Origin of the sequence: Paraburkholderia sp. BL25I1N1 (assembly GCF_003002025.1) — a bacterium.
In the GTDB taxonomy this organism is placed as follows: Bacteria; Pseudomonadota; Gammaproteobacteria; order Burkholderiales; family Burkholderiaceae; genus Paraburkholderia.
Genome location: NZ_PVZB01000031.1, coordinates 24,621 through 45,679 on the forward strand (window position 1 = coordinate 24,621; position 21,059 = coordinate 45,679).

General features: G+C 57.9%; 16 protein-coding genes and 6 pseudogenes. 14 read left to right on the forward strand and 8 right to left on the reverse strand.

Annotated elements, in window-relative coordinates:
• Positions 1–117: 117 nt before the first annotated feature.
• From B0G73_RS33715 to B0G73_RS33745, 7 genes and pseudogenes are all read left to right on the forward strand, one after another.
• The gene (locus B0G73_RS33715) at positions 118–1,314 is read left to right on the forward strand and encodes a M24 family metallopeptidase (RefSeq protein WP_106285452.1); all 1,197 of its coding nucleotides are present in this window, start codon (positions 118–120) and stop codon (positions 1,312–1,314) included.
• A 20-nt stretch (positions 1,315–1,334) separates the two neighbouring features.
• Complete coding sequence (locus tag B0G73_RS33720) at positions 1,335–2,363, forward strand: succinylglutamate desuccinylase/aspartoacylase family protein (RefSeq protein WP_106285453.1); 1,029 nt, start codon at positions 1,335–1,337, stop codon at positions 2,361–2,363.
• A gap of 36 nt (positions 2,364–2,399) precedes the next feature.
• Positions 2,400–3,536 (forward strand): pyridoxal-phosphate dependent enzyme, encoded by a 1,137-nt coding sequence (locus B0G73_RS33725; protein WP_106285516.1) that lies wholly within the window; start codon positions 2,400–2,402, stop codon positions 3,534–3,536.
• Positions 3,537–3,724: 188 nt separating this feature from the next.
• Positions 3,725–4,426: a GntR family transcriptional regulator gene (locus B0G73_RS33730; RefSeq protein ID WP_243856931.1), complete on the forward strand. Its 702-nt coding sequence runs from the start codon at positions 3,725–3,727 to the stop codon at positions 4,424–4,426.
• Positions 4,427–4,759: 333 nt separating this feature from the next.
• Entirely contained in the window at positions 4,760–5,614 is an 855-nt protein-coding gene (gene ehuB / locus B0G73_RS33735) for an ectoine/hydroxyectoine ABC transporter substrate-binding protein EhuB (RefSeq protein WP_106285455.1), read from the forward strand.
• Positions 5,615–5,691: 77 nt separating this feature from the next.
• Positions 5,692–7,146, forward strand: coding sequence for an MmgE/PrpD family protein (locus tag B0G73_RS33740; protein ID WP_106285456.1), 1,455 nt, complete (start codon positions 5,692–5,694; stop codon positions 7,144–7,146).
• Positions 7,147–7,279: 133 nt separating this feature from the next.
• A pseudogene (locus B0G73_RS33745) lies at positions 7,280–7,632 on the forward strand (IS3 family transposase); the annotation flags it as partial.
• Here the strand turns inward: B0G73_RS33745 and B0G73_RS33750 are convergent.
• Together B0G73_RS33750 and B0G73_RS40745 are read right to left on the reverse strand one after the other, a co-directional pair.
• Positions 7,624–8,231, reverse strand: a pseudogene (locus B0G73_RS33750) (IS3 family transposase); the annotation flags it as partial. The pseudogenes B0G73_RS33745 and B0G73_RS33750 sit on opposite strands and share 9 nt — an antisense overlap.
• A gap of 32 nt (positions 8,232–8,263) precedes the next feature.
• Positions 8,264–8,554 (reverse strand): hypothetical protein, encoded by a 291-nt coding sequence (locus B0G73_RS40745; protein WP_166679217.1) that lies wholly within the window; start codon positions 8,552–8,554, stop codon positions 8,264–8,266.
• A 54-nt stretch (positions 8,555–8,608) separates the two neighbouring features.
• On the opposite strand from B0G73_RS40745, the gene B0G73_RS33765 reads away from it, so the two are divergent.
• From B0G73_RS33765 to B0G73_RS33780, 4 genes are all read left to right on the forward strand, one after another.
• Complete coding sequence (locus tag B0G73_RS33765; RefSeq protein ID WP_106285457.1) at positions 8,609–9,106, forward strand: transposase; 498 nt, start codon at positions 8,609–8,611, stop codon at positions 9,104–9,106.
• Positions 9,087–9,440 (forward strand): IS66 family insertion sequence element accessory protein TnpB, encoded by a 354-nt coding sequence (tnpB, locus tag B0G73_RS33770; protein WP_106285458.1) that lies wholly within the window; start codon positions 9,087–9,089, stop codon positions 9,438–9,440. Before B0G73_RS33765 ends, tnpB begins: the two co-directional genes overlap by 20 nt.
• A 104-nt stretch (positions 9,441–9,544) precedes the next feature.
• Positions 9,545–11,161, forward strand: a complete 1,617-nt coding sequence (locus B0G73_RS33775) for an IS66 family transposase (protein ID WP_106285459.1) — start codon at positions 9,545–9,547, stop codon at positions 11,159–11,161.
• A gap of 175 nt (positions 11,162–11,336) precedes the next feature.
• Positions 11,337–12,464, forward strand: a complete 1,128-nt coding sequence (locus B0G73_RS33780; RefSeq protein ID WP_106285460.1) for a J domain-containing protein — start codon at positions 11,337–11,339, stop codon at positions 12,462–12,464.
• A 203-nt stretch (positions 12,465–12,667) separates the two neighbouring features.
• Here the strand turns inward: B0G73_RS33780 and B0G73_RS33785 are convergent, their stop codons facing one another.
• Positions 12,668–12,907, reverse strand: a complete 240-nt coding sequence (locus B0G73_RS33785) for a type VI secretion system-associated FHA domain protein (RefSeq protein WP_106285461.1) — start codon at positions 12,905–12,907, stop codon at positions 12,668–12,670.
• 23 nt (positions 12,908–12,930) lie between these two features.
• Between B0G73_RS33785 and B0G73_RS33790 the strand changes: the two are divergent.
• Positions 12,931–13,405 (forward strand): annotated as a pseudogene (locus tag B0G73_RS33790) (transposase); the annotation flags it as partial.
• 841 nt (positions 13,406–14,246) lie between these two features.
• On the forward strand, positions 14,247–15,635 hold the full coding sequence (locus B0G73_RS33795; protein ID WP_258194091.1) for an MATE family efflux transporter: 1,389 nt from the start codon (positions 14,247–14,249) through the stop codon (positions 15,633–15,635).
• A gap of 103 nt (positions 15,636–15,738) precedes the next feature.
• On the opposite strand, the pseudogene B0G73_RS33800 reads toward B0G73_RS33795, so the two are convergent.
• Together B0G73_RS33800 and B0G73_RS33810 are read right to left on the reverse strand one after the other, a co-directional pair.
• Positions 15,739–17,316: pseudogene (locus B0G73_RS33800) on the reverse strand (IS3 family transposase).
• Between the two features lie 996 nt (positions 17,317–18,312).
• A pseudogene (locus tag B0G73_RS33810) lies at positions 18,313–18,572 on the reverse strand (transposase); the annotation flags it as partial.
• Positions 18,573–18,669: 97 nt separating this feature from the next.
• Between B0G73_RS33810 and B0G73_RS33815 the strand changes: the two are divergent.
• Positions 18,670–18,930, forward strand: a complete 261-nt coding sequence (locus B0G73_RS33815; protein WP_106285463.1) for a hypothetical protein — start codon at positions 18,670–18,672, stop codon at positions 18,928–18,930.
• A 130-nt stretch (positions 18,931–19,060) separates the two neighbouring features.
• On the opposite strand, the gene B0G73_RS33820 is transcribed toward B0G73_RS33815, so the two are convergent.
• The 3 genes and pseudogenes from B0G73_RS33820 to B0G73_RS33830 all read right to left on the reverse strand — a co-directional run bounded on the left by B0G73_RS33820 (position 19,061) and on the right by B0G73_RS33830 (position 21,001).
• Entirely contained in the window at positions 19,061–20,329 is a 1,269-nt protein-coding gene (locus tag B0G73_RS33820) for an IS256 family transposase (protein WP_106285464.1), read from the reverse strand.
• Positions 20,330–20,352: 23 nt separating this feature from the next.
• A pseudogene (locus B0G73_RS33825) lies at positions 20,353–20,556 on the reverse strand (transposase domain-containing protein); the annotation flags it as partial.
• A 160-nt stretch (positions 20,557–20,716) separates the two neighbouring features.
• The gene (locus B0G73_RS33830) at positions 20,717–21,001 is read right to left on the reverse strand and encodes a tyrosine-type recombinase/integrase (protein WP_106285465.1); all 285 of its coding nucleotides are present in this window, start codon (positions 20,999–21,001) and stop codon (positions 20,717–20,719) included.
• Positions 21,002–21,059: the final 58 nt, after the last annotated feature.

The window sequence follows — 21,059 nt, forward strand, 5'->3', positions numbered from 1 at the left end:
GATGTGCAGCAATATGTTGTGCATCCTTGACGCAGCTACCGGCTGGCAGGACGAAGACTTGATCTGAGCCGTATGTGATAGCTGGGCTTCCGCCCGCCTTTTTTTCGGAGACAAAGAATGACCGCGCCGCAACTAAACATTCCCAGCGTGTTTCGTACCCCTGCCCCTGCAGTGCCCATGGACGAGCTTCGTCAGCGACTTGCCAACATCCGACGTGAAATGAGCGAGGCAAATCTCGACATCATCGTTCTGACGGACAAAAAGAACGTGGACTACTTCACGGACTACCAGGAGCTGTCCTGGGACCATAAGGCTCGTCCCATCTTTGCTGTGGTCTCGATGCAGAACATCGCCATCTTTGGCAGCCTCGGAGAAGCCAGGACGGTCGAGATGAGACCGCGCGTTTTTAGCGCCGTCTATTACAACGGCTACCTTGATGAGGCGGTGGCCTCGGTCTCGGACTGGATAAAGGCAGCGACCGGTGGCAAGCACGTCCGCATCGCCGTCGACTACGGACAGGACATGTTTGGCCGGGGTTCACTCGGTTTGCTTGAGGCGCTTAGCGCGCTGGATTCCAGCGGGACTGTTACAAGCGCCACAGGAGCGATCTGGAAGGTCAGGCTCATCAAGTCGAGGTCCGAAGCGGAGCTGAATCGGGTTGCTTACGAGATCGTTAATACCGCTTGGGACCACATCATCCAGCAGGCGTACATCGGTATGCCCGAGTATGAGCTGTATTACCTGATGCAGGCGCAGATCTATCTGAATGGCGCAGAAAGCGCTGACCCTATCGCGATGCTTTTTTCACGTGGTGACTTCGACTACACGCGCACGGCCAAACAGCGCAAGCTTCAGGAAGGCCATTACGTTTGGACCGATTTCCGCGCCACCTATGGCGGATACCCGGCCGACCGCAACCGTATCGCGCGCGCCGGTGAGCCGGCCGATTGGGAGCGTAATACCTATGCGGCGGTGCGTTCTCTCACGCTCGACCTTATTAACTCAATCCGCCCCGGCATGAGGTGCTCGGACGTTTATAAACGGTTCGAGAATATGTGGAGCGAGGCAGATCTCGGAACGGTCTATAGCGCCGTTTCCCGTATCGGCCACGGAGGCGGACTGGACGTGACCGAACCACCTTCGTTATCCAGAGCGGATACGACTCTAATTCAACCAGGCATGGTTCTCCATATTGAACCCAAGCTCGAGCGCGATGGCGCAGTTTTCCAGTTCGAGGAAGTCGTCTTCGTGACTGAATCCGGTGTCGAATTCATTTGCGCCCAGTCGCCGGAAAATCTTCCGGTGATCCGTTGATCTCCTTCCGAAGGTCGCATATGTCAGGTACTACACGCATTTGGTCTCCTGTTGACTACAGCAAGGATGGAAAGCAGGTCGACTGCCTGCGCCTTCCTATATCGACGGATACGTCCGCTTACGGATGGATTCCAATCCCGATTATTGTCCTTAAGAATGGGGACGGCCCCACCGCGGTGCTCATAGCAGGTACCCACGGTGACGAATACGAAGGCCAGGTTGCGTTGATGCGACTGTCCCGACAGCTGCAACTGCATGACCTGAGAGGCAGAGTGATCATGCTGCCTTCCCTCAATTTCCCCGCCGTACGGGCCGGCCGAAGGGTATCTCCGATCGACGAAGGCAATCTAAACCGCGTTTATCCGGGGCACGCGCACGGGACGGCGACTGAGATGATCGCTCACTACGTCACCGAAGTCTTACTTCCGATGGCCGACCTGGTCGTCGATTTGCACTCGGGCGGGCGCTCGCTCGACTACGTTCCCTGCGCCCTGGTTCGAGGCGGTAAGACGTTATCCGAAAACAGGAAACTGCATGATCTGCTCGACGTTTTTGGAGTGCCCTTCGCCGAGTTCACTGACGGCACCGGTGGCGGCGGCAATACGACCCTCCCAGCTGCTGCTGCGCAACTAGGGGTGCCCGTGATCACGGCGGAATTAGGAGGGGCCGCGACGCTAAGAAGGGCTGGGTCGGATCTTGCAGAACAGGGTGTCTTGCGTCTTTTGAAGCACCTCGGCATGTTGCCTTCTTGCGAGGTGCCAGCCCCCGGACCGGTAAGGTTGATGAACGGGGACAACATGGACCTGTTTCTCTATGCGGACAGCGACGGGATCTTCGAGCCCATGGTCGACATTGGCGACGAGGTAGATGAAGGACAGCTCGCAGGCTTGCTGCACTCTATTGAAGCGCCGCATAGCCCGCCGACAGAGATTGTGTTCGTCCGTCGCGGAATGGTTGCCTTTAAGCGCCACCTAGCTCTGACGGTTCGCGGAGACTGCCTTTATGGCCTCCTGGAAGACGTCGAACCCTCACCAGATATCCGGCGGTGAGCGGTGGAGAGCATTCTCAACGCGAACATCGGAGGCATGCAATGCATACGTTGCGATGCTTTGCATCCAGTGGCCGATTACTTTGAGGGCTGTCCCTCCTGCCTCGCGAGCGGCAATCCCGCGAGCGTGGCACCTCGGTACACGACGCTTCCGCGTGAAGTCAGGTTCGAGACTCTCGGGGACTGGCTATGCTATTCCGGCACGTCCGGCCTTGGCGAGGGCGTGACCCCTTTGTCGTCGTTGCCGCGAGTCGCCGCGGAGCTGGACATACGCGCCCTGCACTCGAAAAACGAATTCACCAATCCAACGGGCTCCCAGAAGGACCGGATGGCCGCGTTGATCGTGCAACGCGCACTCGACATAGGTGCCAAGACCATCGCAGTTGCTTCAAGCGGCAACGCCGCGGCGTCAGTTGCCGCCTACGCGTGCCGGGCCGGCCTCCGGTGCGTTGTGGTAACCACACCGGACATCAGCTTGAATTGGCGCCGCGCAATCGAGATGTACGGCGCCGAAATCGTCGCGACGAAAAGCGCGGATGACCGATGGACGCTTATCAAACGGCATGCCCGGAATGGAGACTGGTATCCGGCCACGAACTACATGACTCCACCGGTCGGCAGCAATCCGTTCGGAGTGGACGGGTACAGGACTATAGCTTTGGAACTTTATCTGCAGCTATCCGACGCGCCGCCCACCGACATTGTCGTGCCAACATCTCGTGGCGACTTGCTGTGGGGCATCACCAAAGGCTACCGCGACCTGCAGACTGCAGGACTGCTTGCGGCAACTCCCAAAGTCCATGCGGTTGAACCATACCCTCGTGTAGCGCATGCGCACCATGGACGCGGCATGGTGATAAGCAATTATTCGGGTGATACAGCAATGGGCTCCATTGGTGGCAACACGGTTACCCATCAAACGCTACGGGCGCTCGACGAGAGCGGCTCGTCCGCGATCTCAGTCAGGGACGAGGACGCGCTGGAGGATCAGCGGGCCTTGGCGCGCGAAGGGCTTTACCTTGAACTGTCGAGCGTCGCACCGCTATCTGGACTGCGTCAACTCGTTGAGAACGGCAACATTGGCGCGAGCTCGCGTGTTGTTCTCGTTTCTACATCGCATGGCTATAAGGAACCTGCCAGCTTTACAACTGCGCTGAGACCCATCACGGTTTAGGTCCAGCGAGAAAGCAAGGACTAGTCGATGCTGATCATTCGCCCACACCTGCCTTGCAGAACATGCACGCGCCGCCGCGTCGCAAGCTGAGCGCACGCGCCGACTCCGTATCAAGCATGTATACTAGGGATACCGGATACGCTGCGGCTGCTCTAGCCGCGGCGATCGAAGGCAAGAACGGAGAAAAAGTGAACAAATCCCAACTGCAGTCCTCGCTGTCTCTTCACGAAACGGTTCGGGAGGAGATTCGCAGCCGCATCACGGCGGGAACGTATGACCCGGATGTGCCAATCCCCTCGACGGCAATGTTCAGTGAAGAGTTCGGCGTTAGCACCATTACGGTCAAACGTGCGTTGCGCGATCTCCAGGCCGCCGGCGCAATCGTGTCAATACCAGGCAAAGGAACTTACGTCAAGAAGCAGCGTAGGTTAATGCGGCAGCTTGATGTAAAGCAGCCCTTTCTCGACGACACAAGCATTCGTCCAATATCAGTGACGCGAGAGAAGATACTTGACCCGACCATGGCTTCGTTGGAACCGTCCGACCGTGTCATGCTGTGCGTTCGAAAGACGATATGGGCGGACGACGCTCCGCTAGTCTACGACACTACCTATCTTTCCACCGATTTGAGTGACCAGATCATCGAAGAATTTGCTGGCCACTTCGTCGTAGACGTATTGGAGCGGCACTCGATCCACGTAGTCAAGACACACGTCGTCATCGACGCCGCTCCGGCGTCGGGTGCCGTCGAGGAATTATTCGCGGTGCCTAATGGCTACCCCACACTACGTCGGCTCTACAAGATGGTCACGAGCGATCCCAACGTCACGGTCTATGGCGTGTTGCAGGCGCCGTTTGACCGGCTTGCGTGCAGGATTGAATTCACTTGAAACGGCGTACCGACGGTCGCACGCCGTGAATCCGACCGAGCTGTAAGCGGTGCAAACTCAGCCCTTAGCGTCGCGTCTAATCCACCTCTCAATGCGCCTGTTACGGGCCTTATCGAGAGACCAGCGAACACCTGATGCTTGAACTCAGGACCTCCTTCGCAACCGGATGCGACGCCCACAGCACTATCCCCACTGTTTGGGACGTTCAAAAAAGCAGGCGCTACGTACGGCTTGGCAGGACCGCCGAACGACAACCCGTTGCGTTTGACGACACCTGTTATACCAGCTATGCTTGATATACCATCACAAGGACTACACTGAGGAGACGCTGGCATGAGACTGAGAAAGGTTTTTAATACGGTCGCGGTTGTTGCGGCGCTTTTTGGCGCACAAGCAGTGCATGCTCAGGGAGTTCTGAGTAAGGCCAAGGAGACAGGAACGATACGGGTCGGCATCTTCAATCAGGCTCCTTGGGGATACGTTGACGCAAATCGAGACGTGAAAGGACAGACCGTCGATATCCTCAAGGCGGCATTTGCTCCGCTTGGAATCACGAAGATCGACGCGGTCGTGACTGACTTCGGGGCGCTCATACCGGGCCTGTTGTCCAAGCGGTTTGACGTCATTGCTGCCGGCCTGTATATCAAGCCGGAGCGATGCAAGCTGGTTGCTTTCGGAAACCCCGACATTCAGATGAGCGACGCTTTGCTGGTTCACAAAGGGAATCCAAAATACCTGCATAGTTACGCTGACATTGCAAAGGACAAGTCCGTAACGCTGTCAACGGGCAGAGGAAACGTTGAGTATCAGCATGCAATCGACGCAGGCATCCCGAAAGAGCGAATAAGTGCCTTCACGGACAACGATACCGAACTTGCCGCGCTGACGACCGGCCGTGCAGACGCCGTCGTCGAAACCGCAGCGACCGTCAGCGTTTGGGCAAAAGCGTCCGGCAACATTGAGCGTGCGTTGCCATTCGCGCAGCCGGTAAGCGCAGACGGGAGAACGCTCTACGGTTATCCGGCGCTTGCTTTCAGGCCGGCCGATGCCGACTTCCGTGATGCGTACAACGCCGAACTCAAGAAGCTTCGGAAAAGCGGCAAGATGCTGGAAATTCTCAAGCAGTATGGCTTCTCGGAGACGGATCTCCCGCCAGAGAACCTGACTGCGGCAGATCTGTGCAAGTAAGCGTGGGCGAACAAGCACCTGATCCAAACGTTCGGAGGCTGGCCCACGGCCTCCCCTTCCAATCTATAAGGCAAGTTATGGAAGCGCCAGACCGCCAGCCCCATCAAAGCGAATCCCCGTCGCGCGTCGACCACATCCTTTTTCCCAGCAAGCCGGTTCACCACGACGCCGGTGTACTGGCGCGGTTTCTCGCAGAATTGACTTACGAAGAAATTCCCGCCGACGTCGTTCACATGGCCAAACTCATCACGCTTGATACGGTCGGGTGCATTATCGCTGGAACCCAAACCGCATTAGGCAGAGAGATATTGGCCGCCTACGACTGCGGAAGTGCAGGTGGCGGGTGCTGTGTCCCCGGAACCTCTTTGCAGTTCCATCCGTCGCTCGCCGCGAAGATTAACGGGTGGCTTTCCGACGTTCTTGACTACGAGGACACTGCGAGCGGTCATCCGAGTGCAACGGTCATTCCTGCGGCATTGGCCGTAGCTGAGCGACTGAAGGCGACGCCCAGGCAGCTGCTCGCCGGTATTGTCGCTGGCTATGAAGCGGGCCTTCGCGTTCATGATGCGACGCGCGCGAGCCCGGAAGCGTACCGACGGTTTGCCGTTTATCACGCGTGGCATGGGGTGGCGGCTGGTGCTGCCGCCATGGTGGTCTCCGGAGGAACGGAAGAGCAGTTCCGCTCTGCCTTGGGGCATGCTGCCGCGAACACTAACATACCACTCTGGTATGTCCAATACGGTCGACCGGCGCACGCCTTGAAAGCTAACTACGGCCAGATGGCGTTGGGTGGTGTCGATGCCGCGCTCTGCGCCCGTCAAGGTATCATCGGTCCGTTCGCCATGTTGAGCGATTCCGAGCGAGGCTTTGCACGCGTTATCGGATCGGACCGATTCGACCCAGCTCAGTTTTCTTTGGCTCTGGGCGAGGATTGGCGGACAAGAAAGGTAATGCTGAAGAAGTTTCCGAGTTGTGCTTTCCTTCACACGACGATCGATGCGGTGTCTCAAATAACAAAGGCCAATGACATCGATCCAGATGACGTTGAAAAGCTTGAAATTCGTTGCTTCGAAAGAATTGTCGAGTGGTTCTCTGACAGGGCGCCGAAAACTGCGCTCGATGCTCAGTTCTCGGTGGAATACGTGGCTGCTATGGCACTTCACTCCATCGAACCCGGCCGCGATTGGTATTCGCCAGACGTCTTCAATGATGCTCAAATCACTGCATCGATGTCGAAGATGGACGTAGGAATTGACCCGGTGGCTGAAGAAGCGTTCTGGGGCGAGAAAGAACAATGCATGTCGACCGTTACCGCGTATATGAAAAACGGTAAGTCCTATTCGGCGAACGTTCGTTGGGCGCCGGGCGAATGGCAGAGGCCTCTAAGCGACGCAGACGTTGTAGAAAAATTCCTTAGTAACGTGAAGGGGACGTCGCTAGATCAACGGGGATCACAGGTTGTAGAGAAAATAATGCATCTCGATGAACTGCACGCGCTCAATGACCTCACCGACCTGCTTCGCGCCTCATAGGTCGCCAGCTATCTTTGTTCGCGTTTTTCCTCGAGCAGTTGATTGACGCTTGTAGGACGATCGCAAACCATCAACTCGACGATAGGCATTGCGTCATTCCTCCGGAAACGCCGACCGGAAATCTTCAAGGAACACCACCGACAGCAACCACAACCTGCCGGTCGCGCCGAACCTGCTGCAACGCGACTTCTCGCCCGCTCGCCCCGATCAGGCCTGGAGCACAGACATCACGTATATCTGGACTGACGAGGGCTGGCTGTACCTGACGGTTATCCTCGACCTGTTCAGCCGTCAGGTGGTGGGTTGTCGATGCAGCCGCACATGCGCACGGAGCTGGTGTCGGACGCGCTGCGTATGGCATGGTTTCGCCGCCGGCCGGAAGCGGGCCTGATCGTCCATAGCGACCGGGGTAGCCAGTATTGCAGTCATGACTTCCAGGACCTGCTTAAGGGCTACGGCATGCGCAGCTCGATGAGCCGTCGAGGCCTTGAAGCGGCGTTTGGTTTTCGCCTTGATGCCGTGCAGCTTCATGAGTCGCTGGACTCGATCCTTGCTGACGCGAATGCCTTGCGCAAACAGCTTCTTCCACACGCGCGGCCAGCCGTACTCGCCTTTGGATTGCGCGTGTACGGCCTTGATGTGGACCAGCAGGGCGTCATTGCTGATGCGTCGGCGCGGACGGTTCGTATCGACGTCCCGGGCCTTGCGGGCGTGGTAACCGCTGGGGCTGACGCCCAGCACCTGGCAGGTCAGGGAAACCGGCCATTGTCGGCTGTGAAGCTCAATCCAGGCGTACTTCATCCCGACACCTTTGCGAAGTACGCCGTGGCTTTTTCCAATATGTCGCGTTCCATCTTCACGCGTGCCAACTCCGCACGTAGCCGCGCAATCTCCATCTGTTCGGGAGAGGTCTGTTTGCCTGCGCCGTTCAGCTTGCCAGCGGCATCGGCCTTCACCCAGTTGTGCAGCGTCTTCGGGCTGATGGCCAGTATCTTTGCCACCGCCGCCATGCTCTGGCCGCCGCGGACCATGCGCACGGCTTCTATCATGAATTCCTGCGTATACCGTGCTCTTGGATTACCCATCGTTGCTACCTCCTTGCGTGAGTTTTACACACTCAGCAAGGGATCCATTTTTGCCGGGCAAGCTCACCGCGTCGAAAACGATATAGGCGGCCGTCGCCGGCATGGATCCATTGGGCCAGACCCCGCAGGCGATCAATGAATAGGCCGACCATGGTAGCCGCCATGCGAGATCGCTCCGGATAGCGCGCCTGGACTGCAACGATGGACACATGTGCCGCGGCCAGACTGCTCTGCGCCAATGCATCCAGTGAAGATCCCAAGCTGCTTTCGAACTGGCGTAGCGCACCACGGATGGCCAAGTAAGCGGTGAAATAAGCGCACATGGTTTCCTGAGTCTTGATCGCGCAGCATATGTCCACTCATTGACAGGTGGACATATGACGCAGAATCCCTCAGATCCGTTGAAGCTTGAGCCCGTCGGCGTAAGCAGTGATGGCCGACGGCGCTACTATGACGAAGAGGCCAAACAGAAGTTGGTCGAGGCCTGCCTGCAGCCGGGCGTGTCTTTGGCTGGCATGGCGCTCAAGGCTGGTGTGAACGCGAACTTGCTGCGCCGGTGGGTCAGCAAGCACCAGGAGAAGCGCGACGGCACCGTCGCGATGGACGTAATCGAAGGTACGCCGTCGGCGTTCGTGCCGGTCGTCGAGATTGGCCGCACCGACGCGCAGTCGAGGCAATCCGGAGCGCAATCGGAACTCCTGCCGGCGCGCGGCGAATCCGTGCGCCGCTCACTGCGCCCACCGGCCCCCTCACGGCTGACGGTGGAAATGCCCAATGGCATTACGCTCAAGCTCGAGTGTAGCGGGCAGGACACGACGTTGGTGTCGGCGATGATCGAAACGCTGGGGCGCTACCATGTTCCGGCTGGACGCTGAACTGCGGGTCTACCTGCACCGCGACGCGGTCGATTTCAGGAACGGGATTAACGGTCTCGTTATCCTGGTCGAGCAGTCCATGCAGCTTGACCCATTTGCCCGTGCGGTCTTCGCCTTCCGTAACAAGCGTGCGAACCGCATCAAACTGCTGTTTTACGAGCGCTCGGGTTTCTGGCTGATGATGAAACGGTTAGAGGCTGACCGTTTCGTCTGGCCACGTCGACAGCAGGCAGTGATGGAACTTACGAGCGAGCAACTTCACTGGTTACTCGACGGCATCGACATCGACGCGGTGCGTCGTCACCCTTCGAGGCAGTACCGACACGTGAGTTGAACGTTCAGTAGCCGCGCGCCGGGCGTGGTGCGCGCGACGCCCGGCGTGGTTGTTACACTTTGACGTAAACCCATTCGTTGTGCAGCTTCGCTACCGTGGGGCACATGAATAGCGACGCCCGCCCCCCGTCCGCTGAGGACGATCTCAAACAGCTCTCCCCCGAGGCGCTGATCGCGCGCATTCTCGAGCTTCAGTCCCATAACCAGCAACTGGCGCAACGCATCGGGCAACTCGAGGAGTTGTTCGGTCTGGCGCAGCTCAAGCGCTTCGCGCCGAGCAGCGAAAAACTCAGGGATCGCGTGTTCGACGAAGCCGAGCAGATCGCCGCGACCGAACCCGGTGACGATGATCCGGATGGCGCATTCGCGCTGCCCGATACGGGACTGCCGGAAGTTGGCAAATCCGAGCACGGTAAGCGGGGACGCAAGCCGCTGCCGGCCGCGCTGCCGCGCCGGCGCATCGAGTACGATCTGTCCGATGAGCAGAAGATCTGTGCATGCTGTCAGAACGCGTTGCACCGCATGGGCGAACAGACGAGCGAGCAGTTGCACATCGAGATCCAGGCGGTGGTGCTGCAACATGTGCGTTTCAAATACGCGTGCCGCCACTGCGAGCGCAACGCCGAACGCACGCCGATGGTAATCGCGCCGATGCCCGTGCAGCCGTTGCCGGGTAGCAGCGCGAGCGCGGCGATGATTGCGACGGTGACAACCGGCAAATATGTTGACGGCACACCGTTGTACCGGATGGAGCACGCGCTGGCCCGTGCTGGCATTGCGGTGAGCCGCGGCACGCTGGCGAACTGGATCATCAGGCCTGCCGAGCTGCACTACAGGCGGCTGTACGAAGCGATGCGCCAGACACTGTTGTCGCAGCCGCTGATTCACGGCGACGAGACGACGGTGCAGGTTCTCAAGGAAGAAGGCAAGACGCCGCAAAGCACGAGTTATATGTGGACGTACAGAAGTGCCGGGGACAGCGAGCAGCCGGTGGTGCTGTTCGACTACCAACCCGGGCGCGGGCAGCAATATCCGCAAGCGTTTCTCGCTGGCTACGAAGGCATGCTCATGACTGACGGCTACAGCGCCTGGCGCACGCTCGAAGGCGTGACCCATTTCGGATGCATGGCCCATTCGCGGCGCCTGTTTGTCGACGCGCACAAGGGGCAGAAGAAAAAAGCCGGTGGTCGCGCGCTGCAGGCGCTTGAGTACTTCAAGGCGCTGTATCAGGTCGAGACCCTGGCCCGGGCAGAACTGCCCGATGGCGAGACGCGAGCCGACTACACCTACCGGCTGCGGCAGCAGCACAGCGTGCCGTTGCTGGAAGCGCTCAAGGCATGGCTGGACACACAGGCGCCCCAGGTTCTGCCTGAAAGCCTGTTGGGCAAGGCGATCAGCTATACGAGAAACCAATGGAAATATCTAAGCCGCTACGTCATCGATGGGCGTGCCCCCGTGGATAACAACATTCTGGAAAGAGATATCAGGCCATTTGCAACGGCGAGACATTCGTGGCTCTTCTCTGACACAGTTGCGGGCGCGAAGGCGAGCGCCATGGTCTACAGCCTCGTGCTGACGTGCCGGGCCTGCAACGTCGAGCCCTATGCATATCTGCATCATGTGCTCAACGAGCTACCGCAAAGAGCGCCCGGGGCTGACATCGGCGACCTGCTGCCTTTTAACTTCGCCAAACGAGGGACGCTCGCTACAACCCACCCCTGAAGCACCCCAGTCTGGGGTCCAGTCCGCGTTCTCCACGAGCTCCGGTATAAGTCGATCATCGGTCGGCAACGTGCGCGTGCTCGCTCTCGCCGCGCGGGCGCCAACGCGGTGCAATCGCGACCTCGGCTAAAATAACGGGGTGCTCGCTCTCGCATCAACCAGCGGAAATCATCCCATGACCAGGACAAATCTCAGGTCCATCAGCATTGCTTCCGACCATGACAAGTCTAATCTGTCGAAGGGGCAAAAGGCGTTCAACGCGCTGATCAAGCAGATCGAAAAGCGGCGCGCCCGGCTGCGTGCCTGGGAGGCTGCATTGCCTGCCTTCCATCGGAAATATCTAAGCGAGTTCGCTCCCCTTGAGCAAACTTCCATCGACTTGCGGACCAAGCTCGTGCATCGCCTGGACCAGGCGTACGGTCAGAAGGGGCTGACCAAATCCGAGCGGCGCACGATTGCAGACCTGATCAGCGACTTGGCAGGTGAGCTGGTCGCCCAGAGTGATGATCTGGAGCTTAAAACGATTTACAACCGATATAGCGAATCTGACTTTGACAGTGAAGCCGCCGCCGAGTGGGACGACATGAAATCGGCGCTCGAGGCCATGCTCGGGGTCGAGCTGGGCGACGACGTTGATTTGAGTTCTCCCGAGGATGTACTGCAGCGCGCCCATGCGCAAATGGAACAGCTGCAGGCACAAGATGCACTCGAAAACCAGGCGCGGGAAGCGCGAAGCGCCAAACGAAAAAAGACGCCCAGGCAACTCGCAGCAGAGGCACGAGAACAAGTTGAGCAGGCCGAACTGAGCTTATCCATCCGCGAGGTCTATCGAAAACTGGCCAGCGCCTTGCATCCCGACCGCGAAACCGACCCGCAGGAGCGTGATCGGAAGACCGCTCTGATGCAAAGGGCCAACCAGGCATATAGCAAAAACAGCCTGTTGCAATTACTTGAGTTGCAGCTGGAGCTGGAACATATCGACCAAAGCGCCATCAACCACATCGGCGAAGACCGGTTGAAACACTACAACAAGATTCTGAAGGAACAGGCCGGTGAACTCGACCACGAAATCCTGCATGTCGAGAACGGATTCAAGCACAGCTACGGAATTCCGCCCTTCATCAGCGTGTCGCCCAGCACCATCATGCGCAATCTTGCCGCTGATATCTTCTCGCTGCAGGAGAGCCTCCACGCCCTTGAACATGACCTGCTCGTATTCGACGACGTCAAGCAACTTAAGGGCTGGCTAAAGTCCGTGAAACGGTCATTAGCCACGCCGCGTTTCGACGATATGCCGTTCTAGAAGAGCGCCGCTCCTCATGCTTCTTCCGTAGTGTGGAGAAAACACCGCTTACATGGCCAACTTGGCAGCATGTCCTTCCCCCGTCTCGCCGCCCACGCCATCGCTAAGCATGAAGCATGCGTCGTGCTCGCGGATGCGTACCCCAAGGACGTCTTCATTTGTGGCCCGCTCACCAGCATGGGAGCATTGTGCGGTGGTCAACTTCAGCATTGGGCTGACTCTTTGCGTCGTTGCCGATACAGCTCGACTTCCGCGTCATAGGCCGCCAAGAATGCGTTACCGAACACAGTGTTGAAATCGTCCTCCACCGCATCCAGCATAGATCGATGCAGGCTGCGGTACCGCCCCCAAGCCCGGTTCTCATTCATGTGCGAGATAAGCCGCTCGTACCAGCGACGCTGCGCAACTTGCTGGACGATATGTTCCGGGCTGACATCCTTCAACAGTTGATTCGGAACTCGTCAAGCTGGCAGACAGCCTGCTGGCGAATTACCAGAAGCCGCAAGACCTGTAGGCGAGAATGGCCTGCTCAAGCAGCTGACCAAGATGCTGGTGGAGCGTGCGTTAGAGACGGAGATGTCCGAGCACCTGGGCCATGGCAAGAGCGAAACGGTGACCAATGCCACGGGCAACACCCGTAATGGTCATAGCGCCAAGACGCTGCAGGGGGAGTTTGGCGCGTTGCCGCTCAATATCCCGCGCGACCGTCAGGGGGCGTTCGAGCCGAAGCTGGTGGAGCGCCATCAGACGCGCTGGACGGGCTTCGACGACAAGATCGTTTCGCTGTATGCGCGTGGCCTGAGCGTGCGCGAGATCCAGGGGCATCTGGAAGAAATGTATGGCACGGAGGTCTCGCCGACGCTGATCTCGGCGGTCACCGACGCCGTCAGTGACGAGGTGAAGGTCTGGCAGGCCGTGCGCTCGAGGCGCTTTATCCGATAGCTCTGTGTTGCCCTTCACCTTGAAACTGCCACTCAATTAGTATCGCGAATTGCTGCGCGGTCCATCCTTGTGCCGCTTCTGTGCCATGAGCATAAGGATGACCAAACTCCAGCCAGGTCAGTCATGTGGAGACCTTTCTTGATTGCGAGTGGTGGCCTTTGCGACAAACCATGCGCACTTGTCGCATGTGCTACGGAGGCACCGCCGAGCTATCCGACGGCAGCTGTGAACCGCCGCGGATTTGGTGGAGGCGCCAACTCTCGCTGAATGGAGCCATGGATAAGTCGGACGGCTTCCTGCCGAATTCCACCGGCGACGGAGACCGGACAGCGCCTTGAGCTTGGATATTGAGAACGGACCTGATCCTGAGGTCCTCAACGTTGAGAGCACGTAGCGCAGATACGGGCTGTAGATAAGGCGGCACGTTCAGACCACCTACCGATATGTCGCGAACTGGACAGCCTTGCCGCAGATATGGGCTTTGTCGAGCTCGCGACACAATGGTGCCTAGCCGGGTGCGCCACCGTGCTCTAGCCAACAATTTGTATGCAAGCGGAAAACTTTGTTGAATTTTTTCGCAGTTGGCCCGGTTGTTGCCTGTCTCTGCTGGCAGCCGGTGTCAGAGCTGCACATTGGAATTCGTTTGCATTTAGCCGGGCACTTCTCTGCGACCTGTCGTTCGAAATTTTGTGAAGAAGGATGGGCGCTCAGTCGGAAACGTTTGATCCAGCACGAACGAGTTGTCGCTCAGAAAGCAGTACAACCGCCGGAAACCGATCGCAGAACAGCGCCTTGCATGTGCGTTCACGGTACAGGGTTTCTTGGCGCCGGAGATTTCAAGTGTCCGAACGTGAATCATTTTCATTCAATTTGAAGCGCGATCTCTCCTTCTTCTTTTCAATCTGGGTTGGGCAACTGCTTGTAGTTGCCTACTCTGTTGCCGACGCCCTTATTGTCGGCAACAGCAGGCCAGATCTACTCGGTGGCCTGGCACTGGGGAACGCGATTTACGGTCCGCTTATTGTAACCATGACCGCGTTTTTTTCTTCGATCACCATAAACGCCACGAGGGTTATAGCGGAGAAGTCCGCAGCAACACTAAAACACATCGCTTACTATGGCTTTGCGTCGGGATTTTTTGTTGCTATATTCGTCTTTTTTGTTTTGAAGTACTTTTCGACAATCCATCATTGGTCAAATCAATCGTCTTATCTAGTAGCCGCAACTCAAGATTATCTTGACACTCTCACGTTTAGTGCTTTGCCGTCTGCTCTCTTTCGCGTTATCGCCTGCATCGCGAACTCGGTCCGGGCCACAATATATATTTCGCTACTGCAGGGTGTCGGTTTGATAGCAAAAGTGGCCCTATCTCTGGCCTTGGTCGACAGCCCTCACTTCCACCTTGGCCTAACTGGCTGTGCACTATCGACCACCATTGCCTTCTATATTATGTGCATAGCCGCTACACTTCTTTTTCTATTCGATAGACGGTTTTCCCTATTCCGATTTGATTTTGTTTTGTCTCGAGAACCATCTAAGTTGATGGCTCTCCTGAGAACTGGCCTCCCCGTTGCATTTTCGACGCTTTCCGAAGTTACAGCGTTCGGATACATGGCCATATTGATAGGCAAGTTCAGTGCCGACCAGCTGGGTGCGCATCAAATCGTCTCCAATCTCTATAACGTCGGCTATACGGTGATCTTTTCCCTCGCAGTTTTAGTTTCTGTCAAGGTCAGTCACGCATTCGGGCTCGAAGGACCAATTGGAGCGCTCCACAAAGCAAGAACAGCGATCTTCATCACGATCGCAGTCGGATTTTCACTTGGCATTTTATATATGCTTTTTGGAGCCGCTGTCCTCCGATTTAATACGGCCGACGAGAAAGTTTTGGCGGCCTCAAATAAAATTCTGATCTTCCTGTCATTAGTGATTTTCGTCGACTGCGTTCAAACTGGTGCCGCCGCGGCTTTGCGTGCGCTTGGTATTAATGCGTTTCCCATGTTTATGCAGATAATTAGCCTGTGGATAGGTGTTGCGATTCTGGGAGACGGGTTCTCGACGCATCGGCTTCGGCTAGGTGGCGTGGACCTGGTCTCAGGACCGGGGGTCTGGTGCGGCGTTTTTCTTGGTCTGCTACCGAGCGCACTAGTTATGTCACTGGTTGCGGTCGGTGGCGGTAAGTCAGTTCGAAGGCACCTACAACGAATTATTTCTCAATGTACTTTATGACGTCATGCTGCCATGCAGTTTGGCGATCGCTCCAGCAGCGTTGGCGAATAGAAGAAACATACAGCGGAAATTTTCAAGCTAGATGTCGCCTCAACGAATGGATTCAGGCGGCTTTTTGCTCCTGTTGGTGGGGGCGTCGAATGAGTTCAGACTTGTCGGTCTGATCGGGATTCAGATAGACCGTGTGTACGCGCGTCCAGTTTCGCGTGGGGCCTTTCCATCGTAGAGGGTTGCGCTGCCTTGCCGCCTCATAAAGCGTCGCGCGGCGATCCAGAATCTGCTGATCGAGGTTGGCGTGCCGCTGTGCCGGCGTGACGAAGCGGATCGCGCTGTGACGATGCTCGTGGTTGTACCAGCGCACCAGCCCGGTGACCCAGGTGCGCGCGGCAAATAGGGTGTCGAACGGCCTTGAGCGGATAAGCAGGCCGGTACTTCAGTGTTTTGAACAGCGATTCCGAAAACGGGTTGTCGTTGCTCACGCCCGGTCGACTCAATGACGGCATGACACCCAGAGCCTGCAGGGTGGCGAGCATCGTCGCACCTTTCATCGGACCGCCGTTATCCGAATGCAGAATCACCTGGTCGGGCTGTATCGCTTCGCGTGCGCAAAGGTCCCTGAGGACTTCGCTGGCCAGCACGCTGCTTTCCTCGGCATAGACCTGCCAGCCGACGATCATCCGACTGAATACGTCCATGAACAGATAGAGATAGAAATACTGCCCACGAACCGTCGTCGGCAAGTAGGTGATGTCCCAGCTAAACAGCTGATTGGGCGCGTCGGCACATACTGCGCGAGGCTTGCTGCGGGCGCGGGCTGGTCGTTCACTGCGCCGATGAGCAAGCTGATTCTCTTCACGCAGCACCCGGTAGAACGTCGATTCTGAGGCGATGTAGCGCTGTTGGTCGGCCAGGCGAGGCACGATCTGGCTAGGTGGCAGATGAGCGAATTCGGCTGAGTTGGCCACCGCCAGCAGTTCGGCGCGTTCCTCTGCAGACAGCTTGTGGGCGGGCTCATGGCGGCGCAAGGTGCGGCCATCGACCGCGTCAGGACCGCCGCCTTGCCAGCGCTGCGCGGTGCGCGCGCTCAGCCCCAGCATGGCACACGCACGTGCCTGGCGAGCCCCGGCTGTGGTCGCCTCGCTGATCAGTTCGTTCAATGTCGCGCGCTCTTCAGGGGAAGTCATTCGTCCTCGCCCCCGAACAGCGCCTGATACTTTTTTGAGAGCACGAGCAACGCGGCTGCCTCCGCCAGTGCGCGGTCCTTGCGCTTCAGTTCGCGCTGCAATTGCACATTGGCCTGTTTCAGCTCACGCACCTCTGAGGCGTTTGCGCGTGGGCTGCCGGCGGCGCCGGCAGAGCAGAACTGCGCGCGCCACTGGAACAGATGATGGACAAACAGGCCCCGTTCGCGACACCACGCGTTCAGTGCTTCGTCGTTCAGTCCATGGCTCTGTTGCAAGGCCAGCAGGCGCTCTTCCAAAGACCAGTCTTCCGGGCGCCGTGCATCGACTGCCCCCGTGTTGCGGCTTGCGGCGTTAGACACCCGGATCCACTTCCTCAAGGTTAATACGTTCATGTTCAGTTCCGCGGCAACCGTTCCTACGGACCGGTTGCCGCGTTGCAGGACCTTCGCGAGTGCCTGCTCCCTGAATTCAACAGAATACGTCTGTTTGGCCTTCAATCTGCACCTCTGAGTTTTTCATATTAAAAAATTCAGAGGCGACATCTATTGTGACGCCGGGGGTACAGTACGCCCAGCCAACGTAGCCCGCCCACATGGGGGTGAAGTTGCTTGAGCATGTTTGGAATGCAGGACCCGGTAGATTTGAAGTTGCGGTACCGGGGCATGCCCTTTCTCTGCTGCGAGAGAAAGTGAGCCGAAGCGGCGGTGACTTGCTGGACACTGGCAAGGTGACGAAGTCCGTGGGAAACGGAGCTTGCGGCGAAGCGGTTACGCCAAGATGAGCTTCTAGGCTGAGCATGGGACGGTTGAGGGACACGAACCTATTGAAACGCATCTGAGGGTTGAATCGTCACCCCTGCCTACACCGCTTAAGAGGCAGGACGCGGATCGGCACCGGTCATACGTATGGACTGGTGCCGCGAACGCTGGCTGGAGATGTATGCCGGCCAGTTGGAATCACGGAGCGCGCGCAGCTAGACCGTGGTGTCTGCGACGACTTGCGGCAAGCAAGGATAAAGACTGCGATAGGCAACCTCGCCCGTGCGCTGAGTCCAGCATGTGAACTGGGGAAGGCTTGCATAAATGTCAAGGGAGTGTGCCCCCGATGATATGCAGGCTGGCGGAGCCTCCGTACTAGTCCGAGGCCGGGAAAGCCGGCTACATGGCGAAGGGAGGCAGTTGAAGTGGTTTGCTGGGTTGATTAGCTGACCATAGTGAGGTGAAGACCTTTGATAATCAGTGAAAGGCAAAGCAAACTGCCGACATGGTCGACGGAGGACAAAGAACGCAAGTTCGATCGACTTCTGAGACTGATTGCCGACAGGGTGGCTGAGCGAAGCGGCTCGCATTACGCTGGCTTCCAGCGGGGCTCGCACGCCAGGCGTGGACGGTGTCAGCAAGCGCATGATGGAGGAGAATCTCCAGCATGAATTGACGACGATACGCGACGAATTGTTGGCGGGCTCGTATAGTCCGCTACCGGCGCGCCGCGGAGGATGTCGTCGAAGCCCGTCCAGCGCCTCTGATGGCGCTCCACCAGCTTCGGCTCGAACGCCCCCTGACGGTCGCGCGGGATGTTGAGCGGCAACTCGCCACCCCCCCCCCTGCAGCGTCTTGGCGCTATGACCATTACGGGTGTTGCCCGTGGCATTGGTCACCGCTTCGCTCTTGCCATGGCCCAGGTGTTCGGACATCTCCGTCTCTAACGCACGCTCCACCAGCATCTTGGTCAGCTGCTTGAGCAGGCCGTTCTGTAAGCGCCAAATCTGCCACACATCGTTAGGTCTCGCGTTACCGGGTAACATGTTTCACATCGATAGTTACCGGGTAACGACAGTGAGGAGGTGGGAGATGACGCAAACGACGGCGCAGCGGCAAGCGGCTTATCGGGCAAGGCGCGAGACGGCAGGCAAGGACGGCAACGGTGATCGACGTCTGGATATGTGGGTGAGTACAGAAGCCTATCTTGCTTTGACACGGTTGGCTTGCCGTTACTCGGTAACGAAGCGTCAGATGCTGGAACGACTGATCACGCGGGCAGACGACGCGATCGTGCGCCGACTCGATCCCGACTCGGAACAGTGGGGCCAATACTTCGGCCAAGCGCGGTAGCGACGTGCGTTACCCGGTAACGGGCTGCTGCTTGGCGAAGTTGAACGGTAGTAGGTCGCTAATATCGGCGTCCGGAGCACGCTGCGGCGGAGGTGTCAGAAATTTCGTGTGCTGAGGCCGGTTAAAAATCTCAGCTGATGGCGGCGGTGAATCGCTCACCGAACAGAATGGCGAACTGATTGACAGCTTGCCGCCAGGTGATAGGCGGCATCTTCCAATCCTTTTCAATGTTGCGCAAGGCCAGATACAGCAGTTTGCTGGCGGCTTCGTCGCTCGGGAAGTGGCCACGATTCTTGACGATCTTGCGCAACTGCATGTGCATGCTCTCGATGGCGTTGGTCGTATAAACGATTCGACGCACCTCGTGAGGATAGGCAAAGAAGGGAATCACCTGCTCCCATTGGCGTTGCCACATGGCCGGGACGGTAGGGAATTTGCGACCCCATTCGCTTTGCGCAAAGGCCTCGAGCGCCGCGGCCGCCGCTTCAGCCGAGGCGGCCTGATAGATCGGCCTGAGCGCGGTAGCCAGCGGCTTACGGTCCTTCCAGCTCGCCAGATTCAGCGAATTACGGATCAGATGCACGATGCAGGTCTGGATCTGCGCGGCCGGAAACACCGCCTCGATGGCCTCCGGGAACCCACGCAGGCCGTCGACCACCGCAATCAGGATGTCGTGCAAACCGCGATTCTTCAACTCGTTGAAAACCTTCAGCCAGAACTTGGCGCCTTCGGTTTGTTCGATCCACAAGCCCAGCACTTCCTTGCGGCCGTCAGCCCGAATGCCCAGCGCCAGGTACACCGCCTTGTTCCTGACCGTGCCCTCGTCGCGGATCTTCAGTCGAAGTGCGTCGAAATACACAATCGGATACATCGCCTCGAGCGGGCGTTGTTGCCACTGCTCGACCTCAGCCAGCACCTCGTCGGTGACCGTGGAAATCAGATCGGGCGACACTTCCAGGCCGTACAGCTCCAGCAGGTGAGCCTGGATCTCGCGTACGCTCATGCCGCGCGCGTACATGCTGATGACGTGGTCGTCGAATCCCGCCAGCCGGCGCTGGTACTTGCCGACCAGTTGCGGCTCGAACGTCGCCTGCCGGTCTCGCGGGATATCCAGCGTCAGTTCGCCGTTGGGTGTGAGCACTGTCTTGCGGCTCGTACCGTTGCGGTGGTTGCCGGCGCTGCCTTGCTCCGCCTCGCTCTCCAGGTGATGCGTCAGCTCCGCGGCCAACATGCGCTCAGCCAGTTGCTTCTTCAGTTGCCCGGCCAGGCCCGATTCCCCGAGAACCGACTCGGCGTTCCTGTTCTGCACCTGCGCCAGCAGTTGATCGATCAGCTCATCGGGGAACAGCTTCGGCGCCTTCGGGTTCTTGCTCTTCTTGGTCACTGTTGTTTCGGTCATTGGACGTTATTTCCGTTATCGTCTCATGACCTCGACACACTAAAAATCTGACAGGCTCGCTGCGGCAGTTCGGTCAGCACGTGCAGCAGATAGGCATGCGGCTCGACGCCACAGGCTCGACACGTGAGCATCAAGCTGTAGATCATCGCGCTCGCTTTCGCGCCGTCGACCGTATCGCTGAAGAGCCACGATTTTCTCGCGGTGGCAAACGGCCTGATGTCCCGCTCTTATCCACGTAACCGAATTATGCAGAGTCCTACTTTCTGCGCCTTGCCGTCAGTCGTGCGTCCGACCGCCCTGGGGCCGGACGTCTCTCTTGAGGAGCTTCAGCAACGCAATACGTTCATGCTGTACGGTTAATGAGGGCGACCCACCAAGCAAGCATAATTACAGTCCGTCAAGAAAGTCGAGAATGTCTTTCGGCGGACAAAACCGGTGCTGTTTGAATTGCGGTGCTTGAATGGAGTTCAGTGCCCGCTGTTTCATGGCGAGATCGGCTTCGATGTACATATGGGTGGTGGCGGTACTTTCATGGCCAAGCCACAAGGCAATCAACGTGACGTCTACACCAGACTGAAGCATATGCATGGCCGTGGCGTGTCGCCAATGTCGTTGAAGACATTGAGCAGAGATTTTTTTGGTTGGCGGTCGCGGCAACCAGCGCATCGCCATGTCGTCGGACCTGATCCGCGACCGGTAATCAAAAAAATGTTTGTGCTAAACCGCTCCA